This is a genomic window from Chthonomonas sp. (genome assembly GCF_035294505.1).
Classification (GTDB): Bacteria; Armatimonadota; Chthonomonadetes; order Chthonomonadales; family Chthonomonadaceae; genus Chthonomonas.
This window is the reverse complement of record NZ_DATGKU010000258.1, coordinates 1-25,871: the sequence shown is the minus strand read 5'-3', so window position 1 is coordinate 25,871 and position 25,871 is coordinate 1. Positions and strand designations below refer to the sequence as shown.

The 25,871-nt window shown below is 56.8% G+C and carries 19 protein-coding genes and 1 other RNA gene; 17 read left to right on the top strand and 3 right to left on the bottom strand.

Going from position 1 to position 25,871, the window contains the following annotated elements:
• Window positions 1–123 precede the first annotated feature (123 nt).
• The 3 genes from VKV18_RS15450 to VKV18_RS15440 form a co-directional block, all read right to left on the bottom strand.
• Window positions 124–2,151, bottom strand: a complete 2,028-nt coding sequence (locus VKV18_RS15450) for an alpha-L-fucosidase (RefSeq protein WP_324205077.1) — start codon at window positions 2,149–2,151, stop codon at window positions 124–126.
• A 44-nt stretch (window positions 2,152–2,195) separates the two neighbouring features.
• Window positions 2,196–5,690 carry a hypothetical protein gene (locus VKV18_RS15445; RefSeq protein ID WP_324205076.1) on the bottom strand — a complete coding sequence of 1,165 codons (3,495 nt, stop codon included), beginning with the start codon at window positions 5,688–5,690 and terminating at the stop codon, window positions 2,196–2,198.
• A 315-nt stretch (window positions 5,691–6,005) separates the two neighbouring features.
• Window positions 6,006–6,233 carry a hypothetical protein gene (locus tag VKV18_RS15440; protein WP_324205075.1) on the bottom strand — a complete coding sequence of 76 codons (228 nt, stop codon included), beginning with the start codon at window positions 6,231–6,233 and terminating at the stop codon, window positions 6,006–6,008.
• Between the two features lie 289 nt (window positions 6,234–6,522).
• On the opposite strand from VKV18_RS15440, the gene recF reads away from it, so the two are divergent.
• From recF to ssrA, 17 genes are all read left to right on the top strand, one after another.
• Window positions 6,523–7,824, top strand: coding sequence for a DNA replication/repair protein RecF (recF, locus tag VKV18_RS15435; RefSeq protein WP_324205074.1), 1,302 nt, complete (start codon window positions 6,523–6,525; stop codon window positions 7,822–7,824).
• 197 nt (window positions 7,825–8,021) lie between these two features.
• A complete protein-coding gene (locus VKV18_RS15430; RefSeq protein ID WP_324205073.1) occupies window positions 8,022–8,579 on the top strand; it encodes a DUF721 domain-containing protein in 558 nt (185 codons plus the stop codon).
• On the top strand, window positions 8,576–10,186 hold the full coding sequence (locus VKV18_RS15425) for a ComEC/Rec2 family competence protein (RefSeq protein WP_324205072.1): 1,611 nt from the start codon (window positions 8,576–8,578) through the stop codon (window positions 10,184–10,186). The genes VKV18_RS15430 and VKV18_RS15425 overlap by 4 nt, the downstream gene beginning before the upstream one ends.
• Window positions 10,187–11,116: a ComEC/Rec2 family competence protein gene (locus tag VKV18_RS15420; protein WP_324205071.1), complete on the top strand. Its 930-nt coding sequence runs from the start codon at window positions 10,187–10,189 to the stop codon at window positions 11,114–11,116. It abuts the gene before it with no gap.
• A gap of 230 nt (window positions 11,117–11,346) precedes the next feature.
• A complete protein-coding gene (gene dxs, locus VKV18_RS15415) occupies window positions 11,347–13,329 on the top strand; it encodes a 1-deoxy-D-xylulose-5-phosphate synthase (RefSeq protein ID WP_324205070.1) in 1,983 nt (660 codons plus the stop codon).
• A gap of 122 nt (window positions 13,330–13,451) precedes the next feature.
• Entirely contained in the window at window positions 13,452–14,774 is a 1,323-nt protein-coding gene (locus tag VKV18_RS15410; protein WP_324205069.1) for a 3-deoxy-D-manno-octulosonic acid transferase, read from the top strand.
• Complete coding sequence (gene lpxK, locus VKV18_RS15405) at window positions 14,771–15,919, top strand: tetraacyldisaccharide 4'-kinase (protein WP_324205068.1); 1,149 nt, start codon at window positions 14,771–14,773, stop codon at window positions 15,917–15,919. Before VKV18_RS15410 ends, lpxK begins: the two co-directional genes overlap by 4 nt.
• Window positions 15,913–16,902: a lysophospholipid acyltransferase family protein gene (locus VKV18_RS15400; RefSeq protein ID WP_324205067.1), complete on the top strand. Its 990-nt coding sequence runs from the start codon at window positions 15,913–15,915 to the stop codon at window positions 16,900–16,902. Before lpxK ends, VKV18_RS15400 begins: the two co-directional genes overlap by 7 nt.
• Window positions 16,899–17,939, top strand: coding sequence for a glycosyltransferase family 9 protein (locus tag VKV18_RS15395; protein ID WP_324205066.1), 1,041 nt, complete (start codon window positions 16,899–16,901; stop codon window positions 17,937–17,939). The genes VKV18_RS15400 and VKV18_RS15395 overlap by 4 nt, the downstream gene beginning before the upstream one ends.
• A gap of 8 nt (window positions 17,940–17,947) precedes the next feature.
• Window positions 17,948–19,012, top strand: a complete 1,065-nt coding sequence (locus VKV18_RS15390; RefSeq protein WP_324205065.1) for a glycosyltransferase family 4 protein — start codon at window positions 17,948–17,950, stop codon at window positions 19,010–19,012.
• Window positions 19,003–20,097, top strand: coding sequence for a glycosyltransferase family 4 protein (locus VKV18_RS15385; protein WP_324205064.1), 1,095 nt, complete (start codon window positions 19,003–19,005; stop codon window positions 20,095–20,097). Before VKV18_RS15390 ends, VKV18_RS15385 begins: the two co-directional genes overlap by 10 nt.
• A 92-nt stretch (window positions 20,098–20,189) precedes the next feature.
• Window positions 20,190–20,897: an endonuclease III gene (locus VKV18_RS15380; protein WP_324205063.1), complete on the top strand. Its 708-nt coding sequence runs from the start codon at window positions 20,190–20,192 to the stop codon at window positions 20,895–20,897.
• A complete protein-coding gene (locus VKV18_RS15375; RefSeq protein ID WP_324205062.1) occupies window positions 20,884–22,464 on the top strand; it encodes a long-chain fatty acid--CoA ligase in 1,581 nt (526 codons plus the stop codon). The genes VKV18_RS15380 and VKV18_RS15375 overlap by 14 nt, the downstream gene beginning before the upstream one ends.
• On the top strand, window positions 22,461–22,979 hold the full coding sequence (locus VKV18_RS15370) for a hypothetical protein (protein WP_324205061.1): 519 nt from the start codon (window positions 22,461–22,463) through the stop codon (window positions 22,977–22,979). Before VKV18_RS15375 ends, VKV18_RS15370 begins: the two co-directional genes overlap by 4 nt.
• Before the next feature lie 164 nt (window positions 22,980–23,143).
• Complete coding sequence (locus VKV18_RS15365; protein WP_324205060.1) at window positions 23,144–24,418, top strand: type II CAAX endopeptidase family protein; 1,275 nt, start codon at window positions 23,144–23,146, stop codon at window positions 24,416–24,418.
• Window positions 24,419–25,678 carry a hypothetical protein gene (locus VKV18_RS15360; protein ID WP_324205059.1) on the top strand — a complete coding sequence of 420 codons (1,260 nt, stop codon included), beginning with the start codon at window positions 24,419–24,421 and terminating at the stop codon, window positions 25,676–25,678. It abuts the gene before it with no gap.
• A gap of 52 nt (window positions 25,679–25,730) precedes the next feature.
• Window positions 25,731–25,871: a transfer-messenger RNA gene (gene ssrA / locus VKV18_RS15355) on the top strand; the annotation flags it as partial.

Sequence of the window (25,871 nt, the reverse complement as noted above, 5' to 3'; positions counted from 1 at the left end):
CCTCCCAGACCACTCGGGCGTCCCCCCAACGCCTCGTGTGGCCGATGTACAGTGATATTATAACACAGGTTAGCCAGATTTGACAAGCGTTTTGGGAAACTTTTTCAAAAATTTTTTGTCCCGCTAGGAAGCCCCTTTTTCAGGAACAAGGAGCACCTCAAAGAGGTTTACGGCTTTCCAATGGGCGGCATCGGCGGCGCGCACGGTAAGCTCATAATCCCCGGCATGGGGAACGGTGATCGTTCCCACGGTCATCTCTTTGGCATCGCCCCAGCCGCCGGTGGCGGGCACCGCCAGCGTAAGGCGCTTACCGGCCACCTCTAGCGCAAGGGTTGAAGGAGCCACCGCCGAAACGCGCGCCTCTAGGCGATAAACGCCGGCAGGCAGATGTACCTTCCAAGAAACCCAATCCGCAGGATCGTTCCAATACCCTATATCCGGCTTGCCGTAGTTATCTTCCAGCTGTATCTGATTGCCGTAGAGCTGGGCGTGTTCGGCGTCGAGTATAAGGCCGTTGGCGGTAATGGGGGGCTGGGAAACCGGACGAAGACCGGCTATCTTTAGCGTGTAGGCGTAATCGCAGGGTTTTTGAGAAGGGAGTTGAACCACAAGCGCGTCCGGTGTCTGTTCCCAATGCAATCGAGCCGAACTGCCGAGCAGTTGAATAGAGCGAACGCTTCCGGTGGCAAAGTGCGCATCGGAGCCGAGAGAGCGGATGCGCACCACGCCGTCCTGTGGCCACGCCATTACGATGGCATAGAGTGTGTTGCCCTTCGTTGTGAAGCGAATATCCTCCGGCGTGTAGGCACCGTGGCTGGTATCGCTAAAAGCGCCTCCTTTGATTTTCGTGGGACCTTCCCCATAGATCACCCACGGACGGGTGCCATAGATCGCCTCTCCGTTTATTTTCAACCATTTGCCCATGTTCAGCAGAACGTCCACCTCTTCTTGAGGGATTGTGCCATCCGATTTCGGCCCGATGTTAAGTAGGAGGCATCCGTTCTTGCTCACAATGTCAACGAGTTCGTGCACAACCTGCTCTGGAGTTTTGAAATCCTGCTGAGTTACATAGCCCCATGAGTTATTTGAAATAGAGGTATCGGTCTGCCAGAATCGTGGGCGAATCCCCCCCATTTCCCCTCTTTCCAAATCGAGCACGGCGGCTTGTGGGGGGAAGGCGGCGTACTTGTAGTTGATGACCACCCCTTTGTGCCACTGGGCTGCACGATTGTAGTAGTAGGCCGCAAAGCGCTGCAGATAAGGACGGAAAGCAGGCGTGTTGATCCACCAATCGAACCAGACGATTTGGGGATGGTACTTATCTACCAACTCGCAGTCACGCGCGAGCCAGTCGTCTAAGAAGGCTTTGGTAGGCGGCACATTCTCCGGAGCCGCAGGGCCATAGAGAGAATAGTACTTGGGGTCTCTCACGTCCGAATCGAACTGCATTCCTCCATTGTAAAACCACCAATGCTCCTCCCGATGGGTAGAAAGCCCAAAAATAAGCCCTTCCTTGCGTACCGCCTGTGCCAGCTCACCGATGATGTCGCGCTTCGGCCCCATCTTGGCGGCGCACCAAGTGGTGAGATCGGAGTCGTACATAGCGAAGCCATCATGATGCTCCGCAACGGGGACGACATACTTGGCACCGGCTGCCTTGAACAGCTTCGCCCAAGCCATCGGGTCGAACTTCTCCGCTTTAAACATCGGGATGAAGTTTTTATAGCCAAACTTATTTTGCGGCCCGTAGGTAGCAACATGATGTTTGAAAGTGGCGCTGCCCTGAAGATACATTTCTCGTGGATACCATTCGCTGCCAAAAGCAGGTACAGAGTAGACTCCCCAGTGAATGAAAATGCCCAGCTTAGCGTCCAGGTACCATTTGGGAATCTGATAGCGGTCTAGAGAGGCCCAGTTCGCTTGGAACGGACCGCGGGCAATGACCGCATCGGCGGTCTTTAAAATGTCCGCGACGCGGTCGGGATACATGCTCTTCCACTGGAGCCAGTAGGGCTGCGACGGATCGATGAGTTGGGTTTGCGATGATGTCCCTCCTTGTCCCCGACCAAGGCAGGGGATGAGAAGGAGAAGAGCGGCGACACCGATCTTGCACCCTCTTGAACTAGAATACAAACGTCGTCTGGATAACATGGTGTTTCTCCCTGTTTCGATAGCTTTTGCCTTGAAAGTTGCGTTTAGTTCACCGGAGTGGCTTGGAGGGCAAACGTGTAGCCGGCCACATCCGGGTCGTTAGAGAGCAGAACAAAATCGGCCCGCACGGCCAAATTGGGCAAGGCCGTAAGGGTGAGCGTGTGGATTCCGGCCGTTAAATTTACCGTTCCTGCCAGTCGCGTCTGGCCGTGTAGACTATCGTCTCCGGCGACGGGCTGGTCATCTATCTGGATTTGGGCAGGGGCGATCTGTTCTCCATGGAGGGCGCGATAAAACACCCTGTAGGTTCCCGGCACCTCGATTCGAAAGCGCGTGCTGATGCTTTTTCCTGCGGCTACAAAGAGACAGGTGGGGCCGGGGCCGCCGGGGCTGCAATCGGGAGAAGAGCGCGGTTTCATGCCGTTAGGCTGCGTGAAGCCTTCGCATTCGTAGAGCAGCTCCTGCGGCGGTGCGCCGAAGTAGATCGCACCTATGCTGTGCGGTGGAAGGTGGAGCGTCCACTCGTTTTGCTGAGGAACGATCACCTGGTCTTTCCACATGGCAAAATTTTCTGGGGGGATAACAATATGTTCCGTCTTCTCTGTGTCGGTGGAGTTGTAGTAGAGAATCTTGTCGGGGAAGAGAGTTGCATAGACGCCGTCGCTTGCATCGTCTATCGGCAGAGCGTCTCTCCGTCCGGGGTCGATCTGACTTAGGTGGTAAATAGCGAAACGAATGACTTGCAGATAGCCTTTGAGGAGATCGCGGGTCGCGGGGAAGTAGATGGTCAGCCCCTTGCCGTAGCGCCGCACCCAGCTTTGGGATGAGGTGGGCGAGGTGAGGTGACTGAGGTCAATATAGGAGCGAATGCGGCCGGGAGGCACCGGCGCCTTCTCGATAACCTCCTCCGGGCTTTCCGATTCGGCCCCCTCCAGCGCCATCACCCCTACCGACTCCACGTGGATGCCAAGCGGACCCGGCCCCGCGGTGCCTGTTGCGCTCTTTGGCGGCAGAAAAGTTTGCGAGCGAAACGTGAGACTGACCAGAGCAATGCGATCCTGCAGGTTGTCCTCAAAGAGGTCGGTAGGTAGCAAAAAGCGATAGCGCACGTCGCCCACGGTGTCGAGGTCGCCTAGCTTCCGGCCGTTCACAAAAAGCTCATGTTTGAGGTGTGCTGCTTCCGCTGGAATGCTGGCATGGACCACCAAAACATAGCGCTTCTGTACATCGAGCGGTAGGCGCACCGTGGCCGTCTCGCCCGTCCACCTTCGTGCGGTTCCGTCGGTAGTGTCCGGCTCGGCCCACTGCCCCTCTAAAAATCCGGCCATTTCCGGGTCTCCCACAGGAATGCGGTAGGTGCTGGGTAAATCGCCCAAATAGCGCTCTCGCATATAGGCGGGCTGTAGGTCTTGGACGTACCCAAACAGGTCTTTAAACCAGGAGATATCGCCGTTAAAATCGGTCACCTTGCCGAAATCGTAGGCGATGAGCACCCCGCCGTTGTTCACCCATTCCTTAATTTTTTGCAGGGTCTGTGGCCGGCAGATCGTCCCCTCCCAGAGAGCGAGGATGCGATAGTTGCTAAGGCAGCCGTCGTCCACCATTCGATCGTCCACGATGTCGAAGTCGGCATAGTCTCTCAATTCGGCGCAGGCACGTGCAAAGGTCTCATTATAGCCCTCCTGCGGCCTTATCTCCTGAGCAGTTGCCGGATAGAACATGGCCACATCCACGATGGGACGGTCAATCTGTAGGAATCGCCCGTAGCGATAGTAGACGTTCCTGTTGGCATCGGAGAGCACGTTGCTCGCCCAGTCGAAATAACCGGCAGCTCCTTGCGATGCGGCCTCATAGATGCGTTCCACCGTTTGATCGGGTGTGAGGCTCCCCGGCGTGGCTATCCAAAGCGGAGCCCCATAGAAGCGGCAGGCGCTTCCTAAGCGCCCCAACTCTGTGGCCGCGTTCTGGGCAAAGGGCTTGGCACCACCATGATATGAAAGCACGGCGGCATTGTAGCGCGCCGCCAGCTTGGGGATAAGGCTGTTGTCGTTTCCGCCGCGCAGGTCTTCATCGGCAAAGCCGGCGGGCAGCAACAGAAGGGTGTTTGGGAAGTTCTTTCGGGCAGCCTCCAGGTTCCAACGAATGGCTCGCCCCACGCTATCGCGATACCACTCGATGAAATCGAGGTAGTGTTGACGATCGGGAAAATCGGGCGGGTCGTAGAGATCGGAGGGATAGGCAATGTCGTCGGCGCTTTGGTAATGGGTATGCCATGCCGCATTCAGGGCGCTGAGCGTATGGTACTTCTCCAGCATGGACTTGCGGAAGTCGGCCTGAGCTAAGGGGTCGGCGCACCAAAAACCGAGGTGATCATGCGCATTTCCGAAGCGCTTGATCCAGTCCTCCCGCTGTTCCGGAACTCGCACTCTTCCTCCCGTTAGCAGACCTGCCTGTCCGTAATCGCCGTGAATGCCTACGCAGAGCACGTTAAGAGTACCGGGGTCGGCACCTGCCTCCTGCGGCTTAGCAGCCCCCTCGAACTCCTTGGCTAAGGCGGCATAGCCCTGCTCAATAAACGTTTTCCAGGTGGGGTCCCATGGCGAGAAGGCCTGCACCGGCAGGTGATGCTCCATACACTCGATGCGGGTAAACGGCACCTTCTCTCGATACCACGGAGGTGGAAAGGCTTCATGCTCGAAGTAGCTCCAGTCCAGCCCAAGGCGATGAGCCGTTGCACAGGCCTGTGCGGGCACTGCCCAGTTCCATTTGCCGGGGGCTTCCTCCTCCGTAGAGAGGTTATCCGAGTTGGATTGGAACAGCGTGAAGCCGGCGTTGGCCACCAGCTTCATGTCGTCCACACTTGTCATGCTCGACATCATGGGTATGCGCGCTCCAAGCGGGCGCGGGGCCTGATAGGGATCGGCGCCCTGAGGCAGCCCTTGAGCGAGGTCCCAAACACGCACGATGCGGGAGTAGTCGAAAGAGAGTGAGCCGTGCAGCGGGCCCCATACCCCTCCTCCCACTGGAGCGACGACCTGGGCGTGCTGCCAACCGGCGTCGTTCAGCTTTAGAGAGTTCCAAGCGATCGGTGGATGCCGGCTTACCCGCACGTTGCCGTCGGAGACCAAGGTGAGAACGTTGTTGGGGTTAATCGTTACCACTAATTTGAAAAGCAGCCCGCCCGGCCCGCGTTGGTTCTGGCACTCCACTGCCAGCAGGTTGGGCCCCGCGTGCAAGTAGGAGGTCACGTCGAAACTGCGCACGGTCGTCCAGTCGTCCCCTGTGGCCACGGGCTTGCGACTCTGGTTGATATAGGCCTCAAAAGCATCATCGGCCGTTATATAAAGCACTGCGGAGGAAGGGCGATGTGGCAGGCGAAAGCGGAGCCGGAAAAAGAGCGTTTCCGGCGGGTGGTTGCCATCCGGACTCCATATCCAGCTCCACCCATCCGGGCCGGATTGGCCTGCAACCGGCCAGAGCGTTAGGAAGAGGCCGAACAGGAAGAGCACGGGCAAAAGGGCTTTACGGGTGCAAAACATAGTTTGGTGTTCGTCTTTCTCTCGGCAAAATCCTGCTTTGAGGCGCTTTATACGCTTGAACAAGGGTTTCAAAAAACCCGGCACTTCTGCCAAGAGATTACGGAAAAAGATCGTCAAAGGGCACCCAAGGAGGGACTTCCGGCCCCTTTAAAGGGGGTAAAGAGGCACGGTTGGGAGGCCGATAATGGGGTTAGGAAGCAAGATTTTGGGGGAAACGAAGTTTTACTCTCATTTTTGGCTAAACAGCAAAACTATCCACCAAAACCTATGCAGTTTTCCACCAAAATTGGCGAGTTTTCCACCAAACTAGCAAAACTATCCACCAATAACCAGTAAACCAAAATAGGACGTTAGTGCCTTAGTATGAGAGAAAGATAGGAAATCGAGATTAAGAAAACGTCGTTGTACAACAAAACTATCCACCAAAACCTCAAAAAAACGTTTTTCGGCTTGATTTTTGGGCTGAAGTTTTCCACCAAAAATCGGCAGTTTTCCACCAAGATCGGCAGTTTTCCACCAAGTTTTCCACCAAAAATCGGGCATCTTGGTGGAAAACTGGGATAGAAGTGAGTTGAACTATGTCTACATTTGCAAAGTTAAAATAATGTACTTTTAGTTGAAATAAGCGTAAATAACGAAATTTTAGGAACACAAAGGAGCAGTTTATTACAAAGTTTTCCACCAAAATGGGGCGCTATAATAATAACAGTAAGATTCTTTTTATATATAATAATAGTGCCAGTCCTATAAGAGCGCAGGCAGACGCAAGCAAGACGGCCTAAAACGGCATCCAAAACCTGTGCCGCAGCATTCTGCTACAATTACTGTTACTATGCGCATCCGTCGTCTGCACCTAACCGATTTTCGCAACTATGTTGAACTCACGCTCGAACCCGCAGAGGGCCTCAACATCCTCTACGGCAAGAACGCACAAGGCAAAACCAACGTGCTCGAGGCCATAGCGCTTCTGGCAACCACGCGCTCCATGCGTGCCGGTCGCGACTCGCAGATGATCCGTGCCGGAGCCGAGCAGGCACATGTCCATGCCGAGGTCGTTCGAGAGCGTGAAGGAGAGGTGGAGCTGTTTCTAACCCTCTTTCAAACCGACCGCAAAAGCGTGCAGATCAACCATCTCAAGCGAGAACGTGTGCTCGATTTGCTCGGCCAGTTCAACGCCGTTTTCTTTGGGGCCTCGGAGCTTGCCATCGTCTCAGGCGAGCCTGCCGACAGACGCCATTTTCTCAACATGGAGATATCGCAGATCAGCCCTCGCTATGTCTACGATCTCGGTCATTATCGTCGGGTACTGGAACAACGCAACCGTTTGCTGCGCGATCTGCGGGAGATGCGACTATCACGAAAGGATTCTGGGTTGGAGGTATGGAATGAACAGCTGGTTCGCTATGGAGCGTCGCTTATCCGAAGGCGGCTGTTCTACATCGAGCGCCTTATCCCCTTAGTGGCCCAAATTCACGAGGAGCTAAGCGAGGGTAAAGAGCGACTCGAGCTGCGCTACCAGCCCGGAATTGACCTCACGCCAGATACCGCTCTGAGAATACAAGAAGCCGGCGCTTCGATAGGGCTGGCCGCTGCTGAGACGCCCGCCGAGAAGGTTTCGCCCTTTACGGTTGTGTACGACGCGGAGGAGAAGCAGTTTAGAAACCTTTTTGAGCGCCATCTGCAGCAGGTGCTGGAGGAGGAGTTGCGAAGGGGCACAACCCTTATCGGCCCTCAGCGCGACGATCTCGTCTTTCTGATCAACGGCGTGGATGCCCGCATCTACGGATCGCAGGGGCAGCAGCGCACGGTGGCTCTCTCGTTAAAGCTTGCGGAGTTTTGCCTCATGGAGAGTTTTGTGGGAGAGCCTCCTGTGATGCTGCTTGACGACGTGATGAGCGACCTCGACGACGTCCGGCGCCGCAGGCTCTTGAAATGGATTCAGGGACGATGTCAGACTTTTCTTACCTGCACCAACCTACGGAGCTTTCCAAAAGAGGTGCTGCAGGAGGCCGCTGTCTTTCAGGTGAGGGCGGGAACCGTCTGTTTTGAAGGGTTCGGGGCGCATCTCCAAAAAGAGACATCGGAACGGTCGGTACCGGAAAGTGCGGTTGTTTTGGAGAAAGAGGCGCAGTAGGCGGCCTTGCGTCGTTTATGCAGCGGCCTACCCTTGTGGAACGGCCAAGCCAACAGTTTTAGCATGAGGAGACACCACTGAGAAAGGAGGAGCGCGGACCCTTTGTACGGTGAAAGCCGAAGGTTTCGCGCGCATTCCCTATGAGGCGGCCAGATAAGTCAGACGATCCGTTCATTCCTTTGCTGAGGGGAGGCCCTTTGGCGGAAGCGCTTATGCAGGCCATCGCCCCTTTAGAGAGTGCACCTCTCATTCGGCAGAGCCTCGCCCTGGTCTGCTGGCCGCGCGTGGTGGGGGAGCAGGCGGCCAAAGCCTCCCGCGCCGAGATGATCCGCAACGGGGTGCTTTTTGTGCGCACCCGCAGCTCCACCTGGTCTCAAGAGCTGGTGCTTCACAAGCATAAGCTGCTGCAGAAATTGGCGCGACTTCTAGGCCCCGGCGTGGTCACGGACATCGTGTTTCGCGCACAGGGGGTGGACGGAGAAGACCCCTCCTTTCCTGAGGAGGAGCCGACGGCAGAGGAGTTGCGGCAGGTGGTTCTCACCGATGAGGAGCAGGAGTTGCTGAGGGCGCGCCAGGCTGCCTTGGAAAGCATCCCGAACCTGCGCGTTCGCCAGGCGATATCGCATCGGCTCGAAATGGAGGCGCGGCTCTACCACTGGCGTTTGGAGCGCGGTTGGAAAGCCTGTAAAAAGTGCCAGGTGCTCCACAAAACGCCCCATGCGCTCTGTCCCCTCTGCAGGTTGGAGGAGCCGTGAGGCCGCGCCCCATCGGCTGGATTGCAGCTGGCTTTGTGGCCGGAGCCGGAATAGGCCTTCTATGGCCTCTAGATGCCTTTTTTACGGCCTTTGCAGCGTTTTGGGTAGTGGAATGCTGTCTTTTCTTTTGGCGCCGCTCTGTGGGCATTCTAGCGGCTTTTATGGCCGTGGCTTTCCTCCTAGGGGGTCTTCGTGCCCATATCGCGCGGCAATCTCAAATGCTCTCAGGAGCTTCTTTTTTACCCAATAGCGGCTTTGTAACCCTGCAAGGAACCCTTCAAACCGACCCGGAACTGCTGCGCACGGCCGGTCATTATCGTTTTCTACAGGCCGATATGCAGGTGGAACGGCTCCTCGATGGTTCTCACAGTTCCTTGCCCATCTTACCGGATGTTCGTGTTTACCTGCCGGTTCCTTCAAACCTTACCGCTCTTCCCATTTACGGTGATCGCATCGAAGTGCATGGAAAGATAGCTCCCTACATGCCGCTTCGCGATCCTGGCAACGCTGCCTGTTGCTCCGATCTGGACACCGGCGCGCGTTTCATGCTGGTAGCACGGGGCGACTCCGCTTGGAGGCGGCTTCCTCCGCATCTTCTTCAAGCGCCTTTCCAGCGTGTGGCTCTCTTCCTTCAGAGGCGCGCTCTAGCCGCGATGAGAGCCTCTCTTCCGGCTGCAGAGGCCGAACTGCTAAGCGCGCTGCTATTCGGAAACCGCAGGGGCCTTGCGCCGGCGCTGGCCTCGTCCTTTGATCGCACGGGCGCCACCTACCTGCTTGCAACGGCCGGCCTACACGTGGGGATGTTCACGCTTTTGCTGCTTTGGATGGCTCAACGGGTTGTAGGAATGCCGCGCAAAATGGCGCTGCTCTTCACCATGTGCGCCCTTAGCCTGTTCGTGGTTATGGCCGGTGGGCGTCCTGCCGTGCTTCGTGCCGCCACAATGCTTGGGCTTTACCTGCTAGCCCCCCTCCTTGAGCGTGAACCGGACTTCACCGGAGCCCTTTGCGCTTCGGCCCTGCTACTGCTCTTTTGGAATCCGCAGATGCTGCTCACCCCAGGTTTTCAGCTCTCCTATGGAGTCGTCATCACCATTGCGCTTCTTGCACCGGTCATCGAGTACCCTCTCAAGCACCTGCTCCAGAACCGTCTTCGCAAAACCCCCATTGAGGGGAAGCGAGACGGCCTTGAGCGGGTGCTGATCCCCTTAGGGCGTTTTCTTTATACCACCCTCTTTCTCTCGCTTATAGCCCAGATCGGCGCCATGCCGCTGGTGGCCTATCACTTCCACACGCTTTCGGTGATAGCGCCCATAGCCAACTTCTGCCTGCTCGTCATCGCGCTGCCGCTTCTCTTTTTGGGGTATGCAGCCGTTTTAGCCGCCGCCGTCCACCCCCTGCTGGCGCGGCCGTTCCTGCTCGGCATCTCTCCTGGCCTAAAAGCCCTCATCGGACTATCGGCCTTATTCTCAAAACCCCTCTGGGCCGAACTCTCTATAGGCTCGCCACCGATCGTGCTTATCGTGCTGCTCTACGGACTTATCCTGATGAGCATACTTTTCCTTAGGCACACGGTGCCCTTGAGCCGGTTGCCGGATGAGGAGTTTTAAATGCGCTCCCCTTCCAAGATGGCCGTTCGTAGCTTCGCGCTCTCCATCGCGACGCGAACCTATCTTCTGCTGTTGGTTCTCCTATTGAGCGTTTGTCTGATACTGCTTGGTTGGGGGGCCGTCGCTCGATGGGGTGAAAAGGAACTTCGCGTCTATTTTCTCGATGTGGGGCAGGGCGACGCCGCCGTTATCGCTACACCAAGCGGCCGAATTTTCGTGGTGGATACCGGCCGCGACAACGAGGAGACCGGTGAGGATATGGGTCGAGAAGTGGTGATCCCTTTCTTTCATGCCGAGGGGTTTACCCATATAGACGCCATGATCCTTACCCATCCTCATGCCGACCACATCGGAGGGGCTGCCACTCTCCTCGATACCTTTCCTTGCGACGCCCTCCTAGATAACGGGCAAAACGAAAACTCCGTTGAGGAGGCAAACTACGTGGCCGCCGCACTCCGACACCATGTGCCGCGTTTAACGCCGCTGCCGGGAGAGCAGATAGATTGCGGAGATGGAGTCACCTTGCATTTTTTGGCACCTACACCCGCCGAGCGATCCGGAGCACCAAATAACGCCAGCGTTGTGGTGCGCGTGGACTACGGCAGGACACACCTTCTCCTGATGGGCGATGCGGAAGCGCCGGAGGAGGCAACCCTGCTTGCCGATGACCAAGCCGTAGGGTGCGACGTGCTGAAGGTCGGCCACCACGGCAGCGATACCTCCACAACCCCAAACTTCCTGCGTGCAGCCCACCCAAAGTTTGCTGTTATCTCGGTTGGAGCGCATAATCTCTATGGTCATCCATCCCCGATTGTCATAGAGCGGCTGAGGGAGGCCGGGGTAAAAATCTATCGGACAGACCAGAACGGCGCCGTGGAGGCCCTCTCTAACGGGTCTGAAGTCCACATGGTTGTGCTCTGTAACCAGTAGTACATTGACACCGAAAAGACAGAGAGGTAAAATTATCGCTTGTACTCCGAATGTTGTCGCCGTTGCGTGTTGTCGGTGCCTTTCTCCTTGAGGTTCTCCACTGCTCTGCCGGTACGGTGAGGAGGAAGGCGCACGACACGTCGTATGAATCGTGTATACTTAGGGAAATCTATCCGTTATCTAAGGCGAGAGTGTCGGCTCCTAGGTTGGGGGCCGCGAGGAATAAAACTATGTACGAGATTCTTTCTCAAATAAAAAGCCCTGATGACCTCAAAACGCTTTCGCGTGACCAGCTCAAACAGGTTGCCCGCGAGTTGCGTCAGGCCATTGTGGATCATCTTTCGCAGACAGGAGGCCACTTCGCTTCCGATTTGGGCGCTGTAGAGCTGATTCTCGCGCTGCATACGGTCTACTCCGTTCCTAAGGACAAGATCATTTGGGATACAGGGCATCAGTGCTACGCCCACAAGATGCTGACGGGGCGCCTCGATCGCTTCAGCACACTGCGCCAATACGGTGGCATCAGCGGCTTTCTCCGACGGGAGGAGAGCGAGTACGATCTGTTCGGCGCAGGGCATGCCGGAACGAGCATCTCGGCGGCCTATGGCTTCGCCGTCGCCCGCGATTTTGCCGGAAAGAGCAACGAGGAGCATGTGCTGGCCGTTATCGGCGACGCGGCCATGACGGCAGGCCTGGCGCTGGAGGGGTTGCATAATGCCGGCCATAGTGGGCGAAACTTTGTGGTTGTGCTCAACGACAACGAGATGTCCATCGCCGAGAGCGTGGGGGCGCTGGCCAAATACTTGGCCAAACTGCGCGTCACGCCGCTCTATCAAAGCCTTGAGAGCCGGACAAGTGGCTTGCTAAAGCGTATTGACAAAACCCCCGGGCAGGTTGTTTTCCGAGCGGCCGGTTCCGTATTAAAGCACAACCTAACCCACCTCGTCTCCACCGAGAACTCCGGTGTTCTCTTCGAGCAGCTCGGCTATCAGTATATCGGCCCGGTGGACGGTCATGACCTCGATCTGCTTATAGACCTCTTCACGGCCATTAAGAGCATTAAGGGACCCGTGTTTGTGCACCTGCTCACCGTGAAGGGGAAGGGCTACGAAAAGGCCGAGGAGGATGCCCGCAAATGGCACGCCGTAACCCCGCCCATGTTCAAAGAAACGACGGAAGGCACCGCTGCAGGCAGCAAATCGAGCGGCCAATCTTGGACGAACTACTTCAGCAAAACGATACTGGAGTTGGCCGCGGAAGACCCCAAGATCGTGGCGATAACCGCTGCCATGCCGGACGGCACGGGGCTGACACCGTTTAGCAAGCAGTTTCCCGATCGCTATTTCGACACGGCCATCGCGGAGCAACATGCGGTCTGTTTTGCGGCAGGGCTGGCCGCCGAAGGCATGAAACCTATCACGGCTATCTACTCCACCTTCCTCCAACGGGCCTACGACATGATCCTTCACGATGTGGCCATCCAAAACCTGCCCGTTCTCTTTTGCCTTGATCGCGCAGGACTGGTGGGTGACGACGGCCCGACCCACCACGGCGTCTTCGACATCGCCTATATGCGCCCCATCCCCAATATGGCGCTCCTAGCGCCGAAGGATGGGCCGGAGCTGGTGCAGATGCTGCGCTATATGGTGCAGGAGCATGTGGTTGGGCCTCATGCAGGGCCTATCGCCGTGCGCTATCCGCGCGGGAATGCGCCCTCCGTGGAGTGGCCGGTGGAGAGCGCGCCCATCGAATACGGCAAGTCGGAGGTGTTGCTTGACGGGGGCGACATCGCCCTCTTTGCCTACGGCAATATGGTGGTGCCGGCCTTCGAGGCCGCAAAGACCCTGCGGGCGGAGGGGATAGACGCCGCGCTTATTAACCTGCGATGGGCAAAGCCGCTGGACACAGAGACCATCCTGGCCTACGCGAAGAAAACCGGCTGCATTCTCGTGATGGAGGAAGGGGTTGTGCACGGCGGCGTGGGATCGGCCATCCTCGAGCTGTTGGCGGAAGCCGGAGTAACGAACGTGAAGGTGAAGCTCTTTGGGGTGCCCGACAAGTTCATTGAGCACGGCGCCATCCCCATTCTCCATCAGCTCTGCATGCTAACAGCGCACGACTTTGCTGCAGCCGCTCGCGATCTGTTGGGCAAACCGCAGCCTGAACCCGTGGCCGTCGCCCAGGAGGCCCGCCACGAATCGCTCACGGCCTAGAGGGCCTCTTGACCCTATAGAACCCGCTACACGCCACCATCTGTAGGGGCGGGTTTCAAACCCGCCCCTACATAGGGAAAACGAGCGGGGGATGAAGTGTTTGAAGGGAAGGAAGGGGCGGATTGAAAGACGGGAACGCTACCTACTATCGCTACAACCTGTTGCTTGCTGCCGCCTCACCCCTTCTCGCCGTCTACCTAGCGCAACGTTTCCTTTCAGGCAAATCGCGTCCGGGTTGGCCTGAACGCTGGGGGCATCTACCCGCTTTTGAGCCGCTTGCCCCGAACCGAATATGGGTTCATGCGGTGTCGGCCGGGGAGGTTGTGGCAAGCCTGCCGATTCTGCGTGCATTAAAATCGAGCTTGCCGGACTATGCCCTGTTTCTCAGCGTGATCACGCCGGCCGGCTATGAGGTGGCCGTAAAGCAGGCCGCACCGTTGCTTGAAGGGCTTTTCTACGCTCCCTTCGATCTGCCGTGGGTGGTTAGGCATGTTGTCCAAACGCTGCGTCCACAACTCTACGTGAGTTTGGAGAGTGAGCTATGGCCCAATCTCCTCCACACGCTGAAGCGCCATGGGGTAAAGACGGCTCTCGTCAACGGCAGGATAACCCCACGAAGCTTTGAACGCGCGCGCCGCTTCGCTCCGGGCCTGTTCCGATGGATGCTCGGCAACGTAGACCTCCTTCTAATGCAGTCGCAGGCCGATGCAGAAAGGATAGGGGCTTTGGGAGGAACGCCTATCGAGGGGCGTGTATGGGTGGTGGGAAATACGAAGTTCGATCAAGAGATACATCCTCTCGACAGGGAGCGGCAAGAGCAGATGAGGGCCGAGTTGCGATTGCCGTTAGAGGCACCGGTTTTCATTGCCGGCAGCACGCGAAGCGCTGACGAAGAGAGAATCGTTGTGGAAGCCTTCCTGCAGATGAAGCGACGACTTCCCTCTCTGTGCCTGGTGGTGGCACCACGTCAACTGAGTCGTGTGGAGGAGACCCTACAGATTCTCCGCCAGGCGAACCTAAACCCCATGCGGCGTACGTCTCCCCATGGCTCTCTAACCGACTGTCTTGTGCTGGATACGATGGGAGAGCTGGCGGATGTCTACGCAATCGCCAACGTGGTCTTCATCGGCAACACGTTTCCTCCGGTCGTTCAGGGAGGCGGTCAAAACATTTTGCAACCTCTTGCGCACGGCAAACCCGTTCTCCACGGGCCTTACTACGCCACCATTCGGGCCGAAGTGGCATTGGCACAGGAGGCCGGTGTGGCTTTTCCGGTGACAAACGCCGAGGAGCTGGCAAACAAGGCGTTACAACTTTTAGGAGACGCTTGTCTCCTTGAAAAACTGGCTCAGCGTGCTACGGCACTCATTCAAGCCAATCGTGGGGCCTCTCAAAGATGTGTTGAGGCCCTTATCCCTCTGTTGAAAGCGGGAGCCTCTCGATGACGAAAGAAAAGAGACCCGCGGCCCCAAAGTCTCTCGAAGCCTACGTGCTCTCCGTTATACGTGGGCGTCGTGGGATCGTGCCGCTCCTTTTGAGAGGCTTGCTGCTTGTGTTGGCGCTACTCCACCGGCTAGGCCTCGAGTTGTACCTCATGGCCTATCGTGTGGGGCTGCGGCGACGAACCCGTCTTCCACGACCGGTGATCAGCATCGGCAATATCACCGTGGGCGGCACGGGGAAAACACCGACCGTCCATACGCTTTGCCGTCTATTGAAGGAAGAAGGGCTTCAGCCTGCCGTTCTGAGTAGGGGCTATCGAGGAAAATTCGAGCACAGCAGCGCCATCGTTTCGGATGGTCAAAAGGTTCGCCTGGGCGTTCAAGAGGCCGGAGATGAAGCCTATCTTCTGGCACGGAATCTCCCCGGCGTGCCGGTTGTTGTAGGTAAAGATCGGCGTGTGACGGGGGCGCTGGCCATCGGCCAATTTCAGCCTGATGTGTTGGTGCTCGACGATGGAATGCAGTTTTGGCAGTTACATCGAGACCTCGAAATTGCGTTGGTGAACGCGCTCAACCCCTTCGACAACGGCTGGATTTTCCCCCGCGGCCTATTGAGGGAGCCACCCTCTCATCTCCGCCGTGCCCATATCGTTTTGCTGACCAACGCAGGGCGCTTGGCGGTCGAGGCTTTGGAAGCCCTTATGGCGCATCTCCGCCGCCTCGTGCCGGGAAAGCCGATCTTCACGGCAGACCCCGTTCCCGGCCAACTTCGCTTTCTTGCCGACCAGGTCTATGTGCCGGCGCAGTGGCTTGCCGGGCGGCGTGTGGTGGCCGTTTCGGCCATCGCCGACCCAACGCTTTTTGAAACCATGATCGGCGAACTGGGCGGTATACTGGCAGCGAGCTTTCGTTTTCGCGATCATCATGTGTATACTCCTAAAGAGATCGAACAGGTGATGGAAAAGGCATGTGCTGTGAATGCGGAGGCCGTTATTACGACAGAGAAGGATGCAGTGAAGCTAATGCCCTTGCGCTCTGCACGGCCTTTGGCCGCTTTGCAGGTGAGCATGCATATTGATGCGGAGCACGAGTTCATGACGGAGGTACTCAAAGCTGTGGAGGAGGCACAGGGAAATAGGCGATGGTAAACCAGGAGGCTGCCCTCTCTCCGCTGCCCATGAAGAAGCGGCTTACCCGTCTGGCCGGGCGCGTTGGATTGCCTACGGTTGTAGGCCTTTTTCGCCTGCTTCCCTTACCGGCAGCCCGATGGATTGGACGTGGCGTTGGGTTCCTTCTCTACGGTGTCTTGAGGCGCTATCGGAACACGGCCCATAAGAATCTGGCGCTCGTCTACCCTAACCTGCCACCAAAAGAACGACGTCGTATGGCGCGCGCTGTTTTTCTTCATTTTGGCATGGCGGTGGCCGAGTTTGTAAAGTTACCTCAGCTTGACCGCTCCGCCATAGACCGCATGGTTGTCGTTGAGGGCGAGGAGCATCTGCAAAAAGCCCTGGCGGGGCAGCGAGGCGCCTTCATCATTACGGGGCACTTCGGTAACTGGGAGTTTTTGGCGCGATGGCTGGCCACTCACAATTATCCCCTCAACGTCATCGCGCGCAGATCGGAAGACCCTGAAACCGAGAAGCTGCTCACCAACACGCGGCTACAAAGCGGGGCAAACGTGTTTCGGCGAGGTGAAGCCGTGCGACCGGTGCTGCAATCGCTACGGAAAAATGAGCTGATAGGCATTCTTCCAGACCAAAATGCGGGCGATATTGTGGTACCCTTTTTCGGGCTTCCTACAGGCACAACGGACGGCCCGGCCGTTCTCCATCTCCATACCAGGGCGCCTCTCCTTTTCAGCTGGTGTACACGACGGGAAGATGGACGTTTTCATATTCTGTTTGAGCCGCCGGAAGTCTATGAGCCAACGGGCGATCGCGCTGCCGATATCTTGGCCATTATGACCATGGTAAACAGACATTTAGAAGACCAGATTCGCAAGAACCCCACACAGTGGCTCTGGCTGCACGATCGGTGGCGTGCCTCCCCGTGGGTTTTCGAAAAGCGCGAGGGAGCGCCCGAAAACCCCGATCCCGCTGCAGAACGCCTTACAGGAGGAGAGCGGTGACTTTGGTCTCTCCGGTGGTGGATATGCAGAACGTCGAGCGCCTTTTGGTGATCAAGATGAGCGCCCTCGGCGATGTGGCACGAACGGTGCCAACGGTGGATGCCATTCGCAAGGCGTACCCGCATGTGAGGATCGGTTGGGTGGTGCGCAACGGATTGGCCGATCTGCTCGTTGGAAACCCCTCTATAGATGAACTGTTTATCGCCCCTCGCGGCATCAAAGCTATCGCGGCCATGTGGCAGCCTATCAGGCGATTTCGACCGGATGTTACCTTGGATATGCAGGGGCTGTTCATCAGCGGCTGTTTGGCGCGTCTTTCGGGAGCGACCTATCGGTTTACTTGGGAGAGCGGGCGCGAGTTCAGTGGACTCTTAACGGGAAACCCTATTGTCGCCGCACCCGAACACCTCAATGCGGTGGAATGCCTTTTTAACTTTGCGCGTCTTTTAGGGGTGGAGAGGCTGCCGGAAGAGCCGCCAGCCTATCTCACGCGCGATCCGGCGCTGATCGCGCGGGCAGAAGAGCTATTGGAGAGCGCACCCTCCCCACGAATCGGGATGCATATAGGCGCTTCGGTGCCCAATAAGACGTGGCCACCCTCTCACTGGGCACGTCTGGCCGATAGGTTTTTGGAGGACGGCTACAGCGTGATTCTCTTTGGAGGCAAGGCCGAAGGGGCGGCCGATAAGGAGATTAGAGGCCAGATGAAAGGGCGCCCCCTCTCTCTTGTGGGGTGCACCACACCGCGCGAGCTTGCCGCTGCCATCAGCCGCTGCGATCTGTTTCTTGGAGGCGACACCGGCGCCACCCATATCGCTAGCCTGGTGGGAACCCCCATTGTCGCTCTCATGGGACCGACCGACCCCAAGCGCTTCGGACCTTATGGCGCACAAAATACCACTCTCCATCTCGGTCTCTCCTGTAGCCCGTGCTATCGTCACCCAACGTGCAATGGGCGCTACGACTGCATGCGCGGCATAGAACCAGATTGGGTCTATAGGGTTTGTAGAGAACGTTTGAAGCATTTTGGATACTAAGGATAGATATGCGAGTTCTTCATCTTATTACGCCCTCGCATGTGGGGGGCGCGGAACTGCTGGTGCTTGGCATTGCACGCGCACAGATGCAGCAGGGGCATGTTGTTCGTGTGCTGACGAAACCTCATGCGGCCTACGAAAGCAGGGCGCGTAAAGAGGGGGTAGATTGTGTGGCCGTGCCGATTTCGGGCAAGTTCAATGTGCGTGCGTTGCAGGTTTTACGGGAGGCCATTCTGCAGTTCAAGCCGGATTTGGTATGTACGCACCTTTCCAGTGCGACGCTGTGGGGCGCTTTGGCCGCAAGGTGGTGCCACATCCCCTGCGTTGCGATGGTTCATGGCTTCAACACGGCCCTATGCTACCGGTTTGCTCCTCTGCTCGTCTGTGTTTCCGAGGCCGTAGCCGCGCATATGGAGCAGCAGGGGCTTCCACGGGAACGCCTGCGCGTGGTACATAATGGCATAGACCCGGCTCCTTTCGAGGAGGGACCGGTTGCCGAGTTGAGCGATGTTCCCTCCGATGCGTTTTGTGTGGGCGCGGCGGCGCATCTTTCCCCCAAGAAGGGCTTTGCCGAGTTGGTGGAGGTGGCTCTTCAATTGAAGACCGCCCACTTTGTGATCGCCGGTGAAGGGAGAATGCGCCCTTGGCTAGAGGAGATGGCACGAGGGCCTTTGAAGGGGCGCCTTCATCTACTGGGGTTTTGGGAAGATATGCCTGCCCTCATGCGGCGCTTCACGGTGTTCTGTTTGCCCTCTCAGCGGGAGCCGTTTGGGCTGGTGGTGTTGGAGGCCATGGCAGCCGGGAAGCCGGTGGTGGCCTTTCGAGCCGGAGGGGTTCCGGAGATCGTGATAGAAGAGGAGACCGGCCTGCTGGCGCCTGCAGGCGATGTGCAGGCGATGGTCGAATGCTTGCGTCGCCTTCAGCAAGATTCGGCCCTCTGCAGGCGGCTTGGCACGGCCGGTAAAGAGCGGGTAAGGCGTTGCTTTACGATGGATCGTGCATTCACCAACCTCCAGCGGGTTTTTGACGAGGCGGTGGCCTGCCACAAGGCCGGGACGGCCGTATGCGAATAATGGAGATCATCTCCGGCGTGGGCGTTAACGGGGCCATAGTTCACTGCTTGTTGCTCACGCAAGAGCTGGCCCATCGGGGCAACGAGGTGATGCTGGTGTGTCGGCACAACGCCTGGATCGGCCAACAGTTGGCACATACCCCAAACGTAACGGTCGTTGAAAGCGATATGCACCGTTGGCCTCCCGATGAGCTACGTCGGGTGGCCAACCTGGCGCGAGAACGAGGGATCGAGGTCATCAACACGCATATGTCGCGTGCCCACAACTTCGGGGTTTTTCTGGCGCGCTTTAGCGGCATTCCCTGCGTAACGACGGCACACTCTCACAAAATCCACCCTCATTGGTGGTTTGCTCATCACATTATCGCCGTTTCCGAACAGACTCGCCGCTACCACCTACGGTTCAACCGGGTTCGCGCAAGCCGCATTGATACCGTGCACGGCTTTGTGGATGTGGCCCGCTTCCGCGGTTTCGATGCTCTCACACGCCGGCAAACCAGAACCGCCCTCGGCGTGGACGATGAGACTTTCCTGGTGGGGGCGATTGGCGATTTTCTGCCGCGTAAAGGGCAGCTCTATCTTATTCGGGCTTTGCCTCAGCTGCTGGAGCAAATACCCCGTTTGCGCTTGGCGCTTGCCGGCAGCGTTCGCACGGAGAGCTACTATCAAAAGGTACGTCGAGAAGCAAACCGGCTTGGTGTGCAGGAGGCGATTCTTTGGTTGGGCTACCGGCAGGATGTACCCCAGCTTTTGTCGGCTTTTGATGTCTACGCGTTGGTATCGCTAGACGAAATGTTTCCTGTGGCCATACTCGAGGCAATGGCCGCACAAAAGCCCATTGTGGCCACGGCGGTGGGAGGCACGCCGGAGTGCGCCGCCGAGCCGGATTCGATCTATCTCATTCCACCGGCCAACCCCCAAGCGATCGTCAAGGCATTGGTGGAGCTTTATGAAAACCCCCAAAGGAGGGCTGAGCTTGGCAAGCGAGCCTATGAAACGGTGTGCGCCCATTTCACAGTAGAGAAACAGGCTCCTAAAATAGAGGCCGTTTTTCGTAAAGTGGTTGCAAAGGTAAGGCGGCCATAAGAATCGCGCTGCGGAAAGATCGGGCAGCAAACCTAGGTTTTGGACTGCCTTTAGGTAGAATGTGCATTATGGAGGCTCAAAAGAACTCTTTGATGTCTTTGGAAGCACGCATTCGCGAGATCGTGAGTCGTCTCGAAGCATGTTATGGCGTTCCCAAATGGCAACCGAGGATGTCGCCGTTGGATGAACTTATCTCTTGCATCCTCTCGCAACACACCTCCGATGCCAACTCCTTTCGCGCCTTTGGCAAATTAAAGGAGCGATTTCCTACCTGGGAGGCGGTAGAGAAGGCGCCAACGAAAGAGCTGGCCGACACCATTCGCAGCGGCGGTTTGGCGGACAGCAAAGCGGCGCGCATACAGGCCGTTTTACGCACGTTGCGTGAAAAAGTGGGGGATTACACCCTCGATCTTTTGCAAACGATGCCTGATGACGAGGCCCGCCGATGGCTTATGGCCCTGCCCGGTGTAGGGCCAAAAACGGCTGCCATCGTGCTCTGCTTTGCTTTGGGGCGCCCGGTTATTCCCGTAGACACACACGTGTTTCGTGTGGCCTGGCGCCTAGGGCTTATCGAGAAGCGTATCGGTGAGGCCAAAGCACACGATGCTCTGCAGGCGCTTGTGCCGCCCGAACTCATCTATCGCTTTCATGTGGCCCTCATCGAACACGGGCGCCGCATCTGCAAAGCCTCGCGTCCGCGCTGTGAGGCCTGCCCCCTCACCGATTTATGCGCTTACTATCAAGAGAATTCCGTTCTGATGTCGAACCTAGGAGAGAAGAGGAAAGATGCTGCTTCGTGAACTGTTAGAAAACAGTGCCCAACGCCTACCAGAACAGACGGCCCTTATTTTCCGCGACCAGCCCATCACCTATGCGCAGCTTTCCGAACAGACGCGCCGATTGGCTGCCGGCTATGCCGCGCTCGGGGTGGAAGCCGGTGATAGGGTCGCCCTTCTTCTGCCGAACAGCCCGGCCTTTATTATGGGCTACTATGCCGCGGCCTATTTGGGGGCGGTATCCGTGCCCGCCAACCCGATGCTAAAACCGCCTGAGCTTGCCTACATTTGGGGCGATGCCGGGGTGAAGCTTGTGCTCACCGCTGAACCCCTGCTGCCCAATGTGCTCGAAGCCCGTAAGGAGCTTCCGGAGTTGCACCACATTGTATGCCTCGCAGGAACCTCTGCTTCAGCCCCAACCTCTATGCCGATCTCGCCTCAAGCTGTGCCCGGCCTCATCCCCTTCTCCGATCTGCTTACCCACCAGCCCCTATCCTCCGCGGCGCTGCCGGCGGTTCAGGAGGAGGATTGTGCGGTTATCCTCTACACATCGGGAACGACAGGGCATCCCAAAGGGGCCATGCTTTCGCATCGCAACCTTACCCGCAATATCGAGCAGGTGCTGGGGCGACTTCGGTTTACTCAGGAAGATAGGCTCCTCACGGTGTTGCCGCTGTTTCATGCCTTTGCCGGAACGGTCTGTATGAACCTGCCGATGATGGTTGGGGCGAGCAGTGTGCTGTTAGACAGCTTTTCACCGGGGAAAGTGCTCGAATCGGTGGCACGCCATCGAGTTACTGTGTTGCCGGCCGTTCCGGCCATGTTCTATGCGCTGCTGCAACTGCCGCCCGATCCCACCCTCGATCTTTCGAGCCTAAGGTTTTTAGTTTCCGGTGGCGCGCCCCTACCGGTGGCGATGCTGGAGGCGCTAGAGAAGCGTTTTGGCGTGCCCGTCATCGAAGGCGACGGCCCCACAGAGTGTAGCCCGGTTACCAGTGCCAACCCGCTAGAAGGGCCACGAAAGCTGGGCAGCGTGGGGCCTCCACTCCCCGGCGTGGAGATCGCCATTGTGGATGATGAAGATAGGCCCCTACCCACCGGTGAAGTGGGCGAGATCGTGGTGCGTGGCGATAACGTGATGATGGGCTACCTCAACCAGCCGGAGGCCACACGGGAGGCCATGCGCAACGGGTGGTACCATACGGGCGATCTCGGCCGTTTAGATGAAGATGGCTATCTCTATATTGTGGATAGAAAGAAAGACATGGTGATTACGGCCGGGCTGAACGTCTACCCGCGTGAAGTGGAGGAGGTGCTTATCACCCATCCAGCTGTGGCGGATGTGGCCGTAATCGGGCTGCCAGATGCTCTGCGCGGAGAGGAGGTCGTCGCCGTGGTGGTGTGTAAGGAGGGGGTGAGCCAAGAGGGGCTAGATCGCGAGCTGATTCGCTACTGTCGGGCACGACTAGCCGACTACAAGGTGCCACGTAAGGTGTTCTTCCGCGATAGCTTGCCAAGAAGCAGCACCGGCAAGGTGCTGAAGCGTCTGCTGAAAAAAGAGATGGAGATGCAGGTAGGAGAACAGACTTGACCCAAGACGAGCCGCCCGTCCAAAGCCCATTGAAGGCGATAGCCCATCTGGAAGGGCTAGATAACCTTGCCCATATCGCTGTGGCCGTGCTGTTCATTCTGGCAGCCGCTGCTGTGCTGCTCTATAGCTTCGGGCTATTCCTCCTGCAGGTTGTGCACATCGCCGGCGGCATTCATACGGCGGGAATGAGCGCCCAACATGAGAACAGCTTCCTGCACATCAGTCTGGAGTTGCTGAGTGGGCTGCTTTTCGCGGTCATTCTGTTGGAGCTGCTACGCACCATTCTTACCTATCTCATTGCGCGTTCAATCGAGGCCACCCTTAAGGAGTTTTTGCTGGTAGGCATTATCTCGCTCATTCGGAAGATTCTGTTGGTGGGGGCGCAGGCCTCTCTCTCCTCCGAAGGGCAGCATGCCTTTGTCCAGGAGGCTGTAGGTACCTTGGTGAGCGTGCTGGCCGTGCTGCTCCTCATCGGAGGGCTTATTCTGCTAAAGCGGTTCTACGAACGCGCCTGACCCGGCAAAAAAAGAGGCCGAAAGTCTCGAGCTATAAAGACTTTCGGCCGAACCTCTCCGACGTTTTCGAGAAGGAGAGCATAAGGGGTTATCCCCTAACGAGCTGCTAGCAGTTTAGACAACGAAAAGCCAAAAATGTTTGAGGTTTTTGGAAAGGAGCCTCGATGCGTCTCCCATCCCTTCTCATGGGCCTCAGCCTGTGCCTACTGCTTCAAGGGGTTTTTGGCCTCGTAAGCGCACGTGCCGACCCCAAAACGCCCTTTTCGCAACCGGCTTTCCCACGGCTGCACTCAGAGGACTTTTGGTATCGTTCTTTTCATCGCTGCTTTGGGGAGGACGAAAAAGCCGATCCGTATAGATTGCTGAGATTCCTCGACGGGGCCACCGCAGAGAACGCGTTAGCGGAACGTGAAGACAAGGAGAAATATCGCTATCTGCTCTTGTTGGAAATGAGGGCACATCTCGAACTCGGCGACTATGCCATAGCCGAGGCGATAGCAAATCAGTTGCGCCCTTTCTACACGAACCCACAAGGGCAGATTCCTCGCAGCGAGATCGCCTTTACCCGCCTTATCGCGAGGGGAATGCAGAATAAGGCGACCGCTGGGGAGTACGAAACCTACCTTCGCCTTTATATCAAAGATCGTTGCCTGCCGACCCTGTTCTGTGCCCCCCTTTGGCTGTTGTTGTGGACGATCCTTTGTCCTCACTCCCTCTCTCGAAGGACTGTTTTATCTTTGCTAAGTATCGCTATCTTGGTTCCCCTTTCCACGGTTTTCCTAGAGTATGTGTTACCCTTTGTGCTCTCTTGCCTGCTGTTTCACAGCTATTGGGAAGGCCTGGCGGTAATGCATAACCAACTGATTATCCATCTAGGGGTGGGGATGGGCTTCTGTATTTGGCTCTACATATTCAGCCTCCTTCTTCGTCGTCACTGGTTCCCTTCTTCGGAGGCATCGCCTCAGACAGAGAGGGAGCTATCGAACGTGCCGCTTCGGCCAACGGGGCGCACAAGAAGGCTTTTTGCAGGGGCGTTCATGGCCTTCACGTTTGTGATTTTTTTAGAGGGCTTTCCCAGTCTTGATGGAAATAACTGGCTACTGCTTTTTTTAGAGCGGTTCTTGCCCTTCTTTCGAGCGGCGAGGTTGGGGCCGTTCATGTGGTTCAATGAGCTTTACGTTATGATTTTGGGTCCCTATTTCGAGGAGCTTTTTTTCCGTGCTACCCTCTATCGTTATGCCCGAAAGGAGGGTGGCCAACTATTTGCAATGGTTTACTCTTCTCTTGTTTTTAGCGCCTATCATCTCGACCCGGCCGCATTTTTCGGGCGATTCTGGATGGGGTTGCTGTTTGCCATTTTATATGAGCTTACCGGCGACCTACAGGCCAGTTGGGGCCTGCACTGTTTCAACAATTTCGTTGTGGAGGTGCTTCGGTAAATGCGACGACACACTCTAAGACCCAGGAGGCACTTTTATTGGTCAATTCCTTATTTATTGCTTTGTGGCTTAGTCTGGGGGCGTCTGGCCGCTGCCTCTCCCGCTGCCTTGCCTCCCGCCCTTCCCGAACTGCCCTATTGGCACAGACTCTATGACGCCTGCTACGGATCGGATCGAGTCGCTTACCCGAAGCAGATAGAGGCTTTCCTAAGCCAGGCAGAGGGTTATGATCGGCTGATGCGCCTTTATAATCCTCCGCTATACGCGCACATTCTCTTCATGGAAGGAAAGGCCAACGAAGAGCTGCATCATTACAACGACGCGAAGCGGTGCTGGCAAAGCTATCTAAACTGGCACGGAAGCGACATGTTTGGTGCACGCTATCATCTAATCGCCGACAAGTATCTTCTCGGGAAGCCCATTTTCGCCGACTTTGTTCATTACCTGCTGTTGCGCGTTGCGTTGGCTGTTCTGCCATCCGTTACGCTTCCCTTACTTTGGTTGCTCATATGGTGGCGACGCTTCGCCCCACAATGGACACGCAGAGATGTGTTGCGTTTGTCGGTAGTGGCCTTGCTGCTTGGGCTGCTCGGCCTCTTCCCCACGATACTTGAGCCGATCTGTTCTCTACTGATATTTGGAAATTTTTGGGTTTTTGTGGCGATATGGCAGAAGGACCTCGTTGTGGCCTGTGTTGAAGCTATTCTCGATTTCGTGTTGCTAGTCGCCTGTATCCTCATTATTCGGCGTCTAGGATGGATGGAGGCAAAGCGGCCCACTTCTACGATTGAGGAGCGGCTTCCCACCTCTCTTCCAGATCGGCTGCCCACCGGCAGGCGGAGGCGCCTACGGCCCACCGCGCGTCTATTTCTTGCAGTGAGTGTAGCGCTTATGTTGTATGGAAGAGGTCTCTCGCCCTATCTGCACATTCCGCATAATATGCTGTGGTGGGTGCGTTCACCACACTTCGGGTTTTGGAGCCTAAGCAGAGCCATCATCTTGGTGTTTTTAAACTCGTTTGCCATAGAGACGCTATTTCGGGGCACGATCTACCCATTTGCTCGTCAAGAGGGAGGAGTTGTTTTTGGCATTCTCTATTGCCTCTTGGTGGAGCTAGATTGGAGTAGTACCTTACCGAATTCCTCGCTGACACTCTTTATCGTTCTGTTGATCACCCTTTACGAGTTCACAGGCACGGTGAGAGCAGGCTACCTGTTTCGGCTTGTGAGTGGGGCATTGACCTATTTCCGCCCGGCATAGGAGCGGGCGGAACATTTCCGCTTTTCGGACGGTATAAGTATTGATAGAAAATGGGGGTGATTGGTGTCGACCTAGTCGATGCCGTCTTTGGTTGCGAGCCGAGGTGCCGCAGGCCTCGTAAAAAAGCGGCAAAAAAATAAACGCGAACACTCAAAACTACGCGCTCGCGGCTTAATTAAGCCGCCCGTCCATC

Coding starts and splice junctions, on each gene's coding strand:
- VKV18_RS15385 (WP_324205064.1), top strand. CDS start 19,003: ATGCGAATAATGGAGATCATCTCCGGCGTGGGCGTTAACGGGGCCATA.
- VKV18_RS15450 (WP_324205077.1), bottom strand. CDS start 2,151: ATGTTATCCAGACGACGTTTGTATTCTAGTTCAAGAGGGTGCAAGATC.
- VKV18_RS15420 (WP_324205071.1), top strand. CDS start 10,187: ATGCGCTCCCCTTCCAAGATGGCCGTTCGTAGCTTCGCGCTCTCCATC.
- VKV18_RS15440 (WP_324205075.1), bottom strand. CDS start 6,233: ATGCCCGATTTTTGGTGGAAAACTTGGTGGAAAACTGCCGATCTTGGT.
- VKV18_RS15360 (WP_324205059.1), top strand. CDS start 24,419: ATGCGACGACACACTCTAAGACCCAGGAGGCACTTTTATTGGTCAATT.
- VKV18_RS15365 (WP_324205060.1), top strand. CDS start 23,144: ATGCGTCTCCCATCCCTTCTCATGGGCCTCAGCCTGTGCCTACTGCTT.
- recF (WP_324205074.1), top strand. CDS start 6,523: ATGCGCATCCGTCGTCTGCACCTAACCGATTTTCGCAACTATGTTGAA.
- lpxK (WP_324205068.1), top strand. CDS start 14,771: ATGACGAAAGAAAAGAGACCCGCGGCCCCAAAGTCTCTCGAAGCCTAC.
- VKV18_RS15445 (WP_324205076.1), bottom strand. CDS start 5,690: ATGTTTTGCACCCGTAAAGCCCTTTTGCCCGTGCTCTTCCTGTTCGGC.
- VKV18_RS15390 (WP_324205065.1), top strand. CDS start 17,948: ATGCGAGTTCTTCATCTTATTACGCCCTCGCATGTGGGGGGCGCGGAA.
- VKV18_RS15400 (WP_324205067.1), top strand. CDS start 15,913: ATGGTAAACCAGGAGGCTGCCCTCTCTCCGCTGCCCATGAAGAAGCGG.
- VKV18_RS15375 (WP_324205062.1), top strand. CDS start 20,884: ATGCTGCTTCGTGAACTGTTAGAAAACAGTGCCCAACGCCTACCAGAA.
- VKV18_RS15380 (WP_324205063.1), top strand. CDS start 20,190: ATGTCTTTGGAAGCACGCATTCGCGAGATCGTGAGTCGTCTCGAAGCA.
- dxs (WP_324205070.1), top strand. CDS start 11,347: ATGTACGAGATTCTTTCTCAAATAAAAAGCCCTGATGACCTCAAAACG.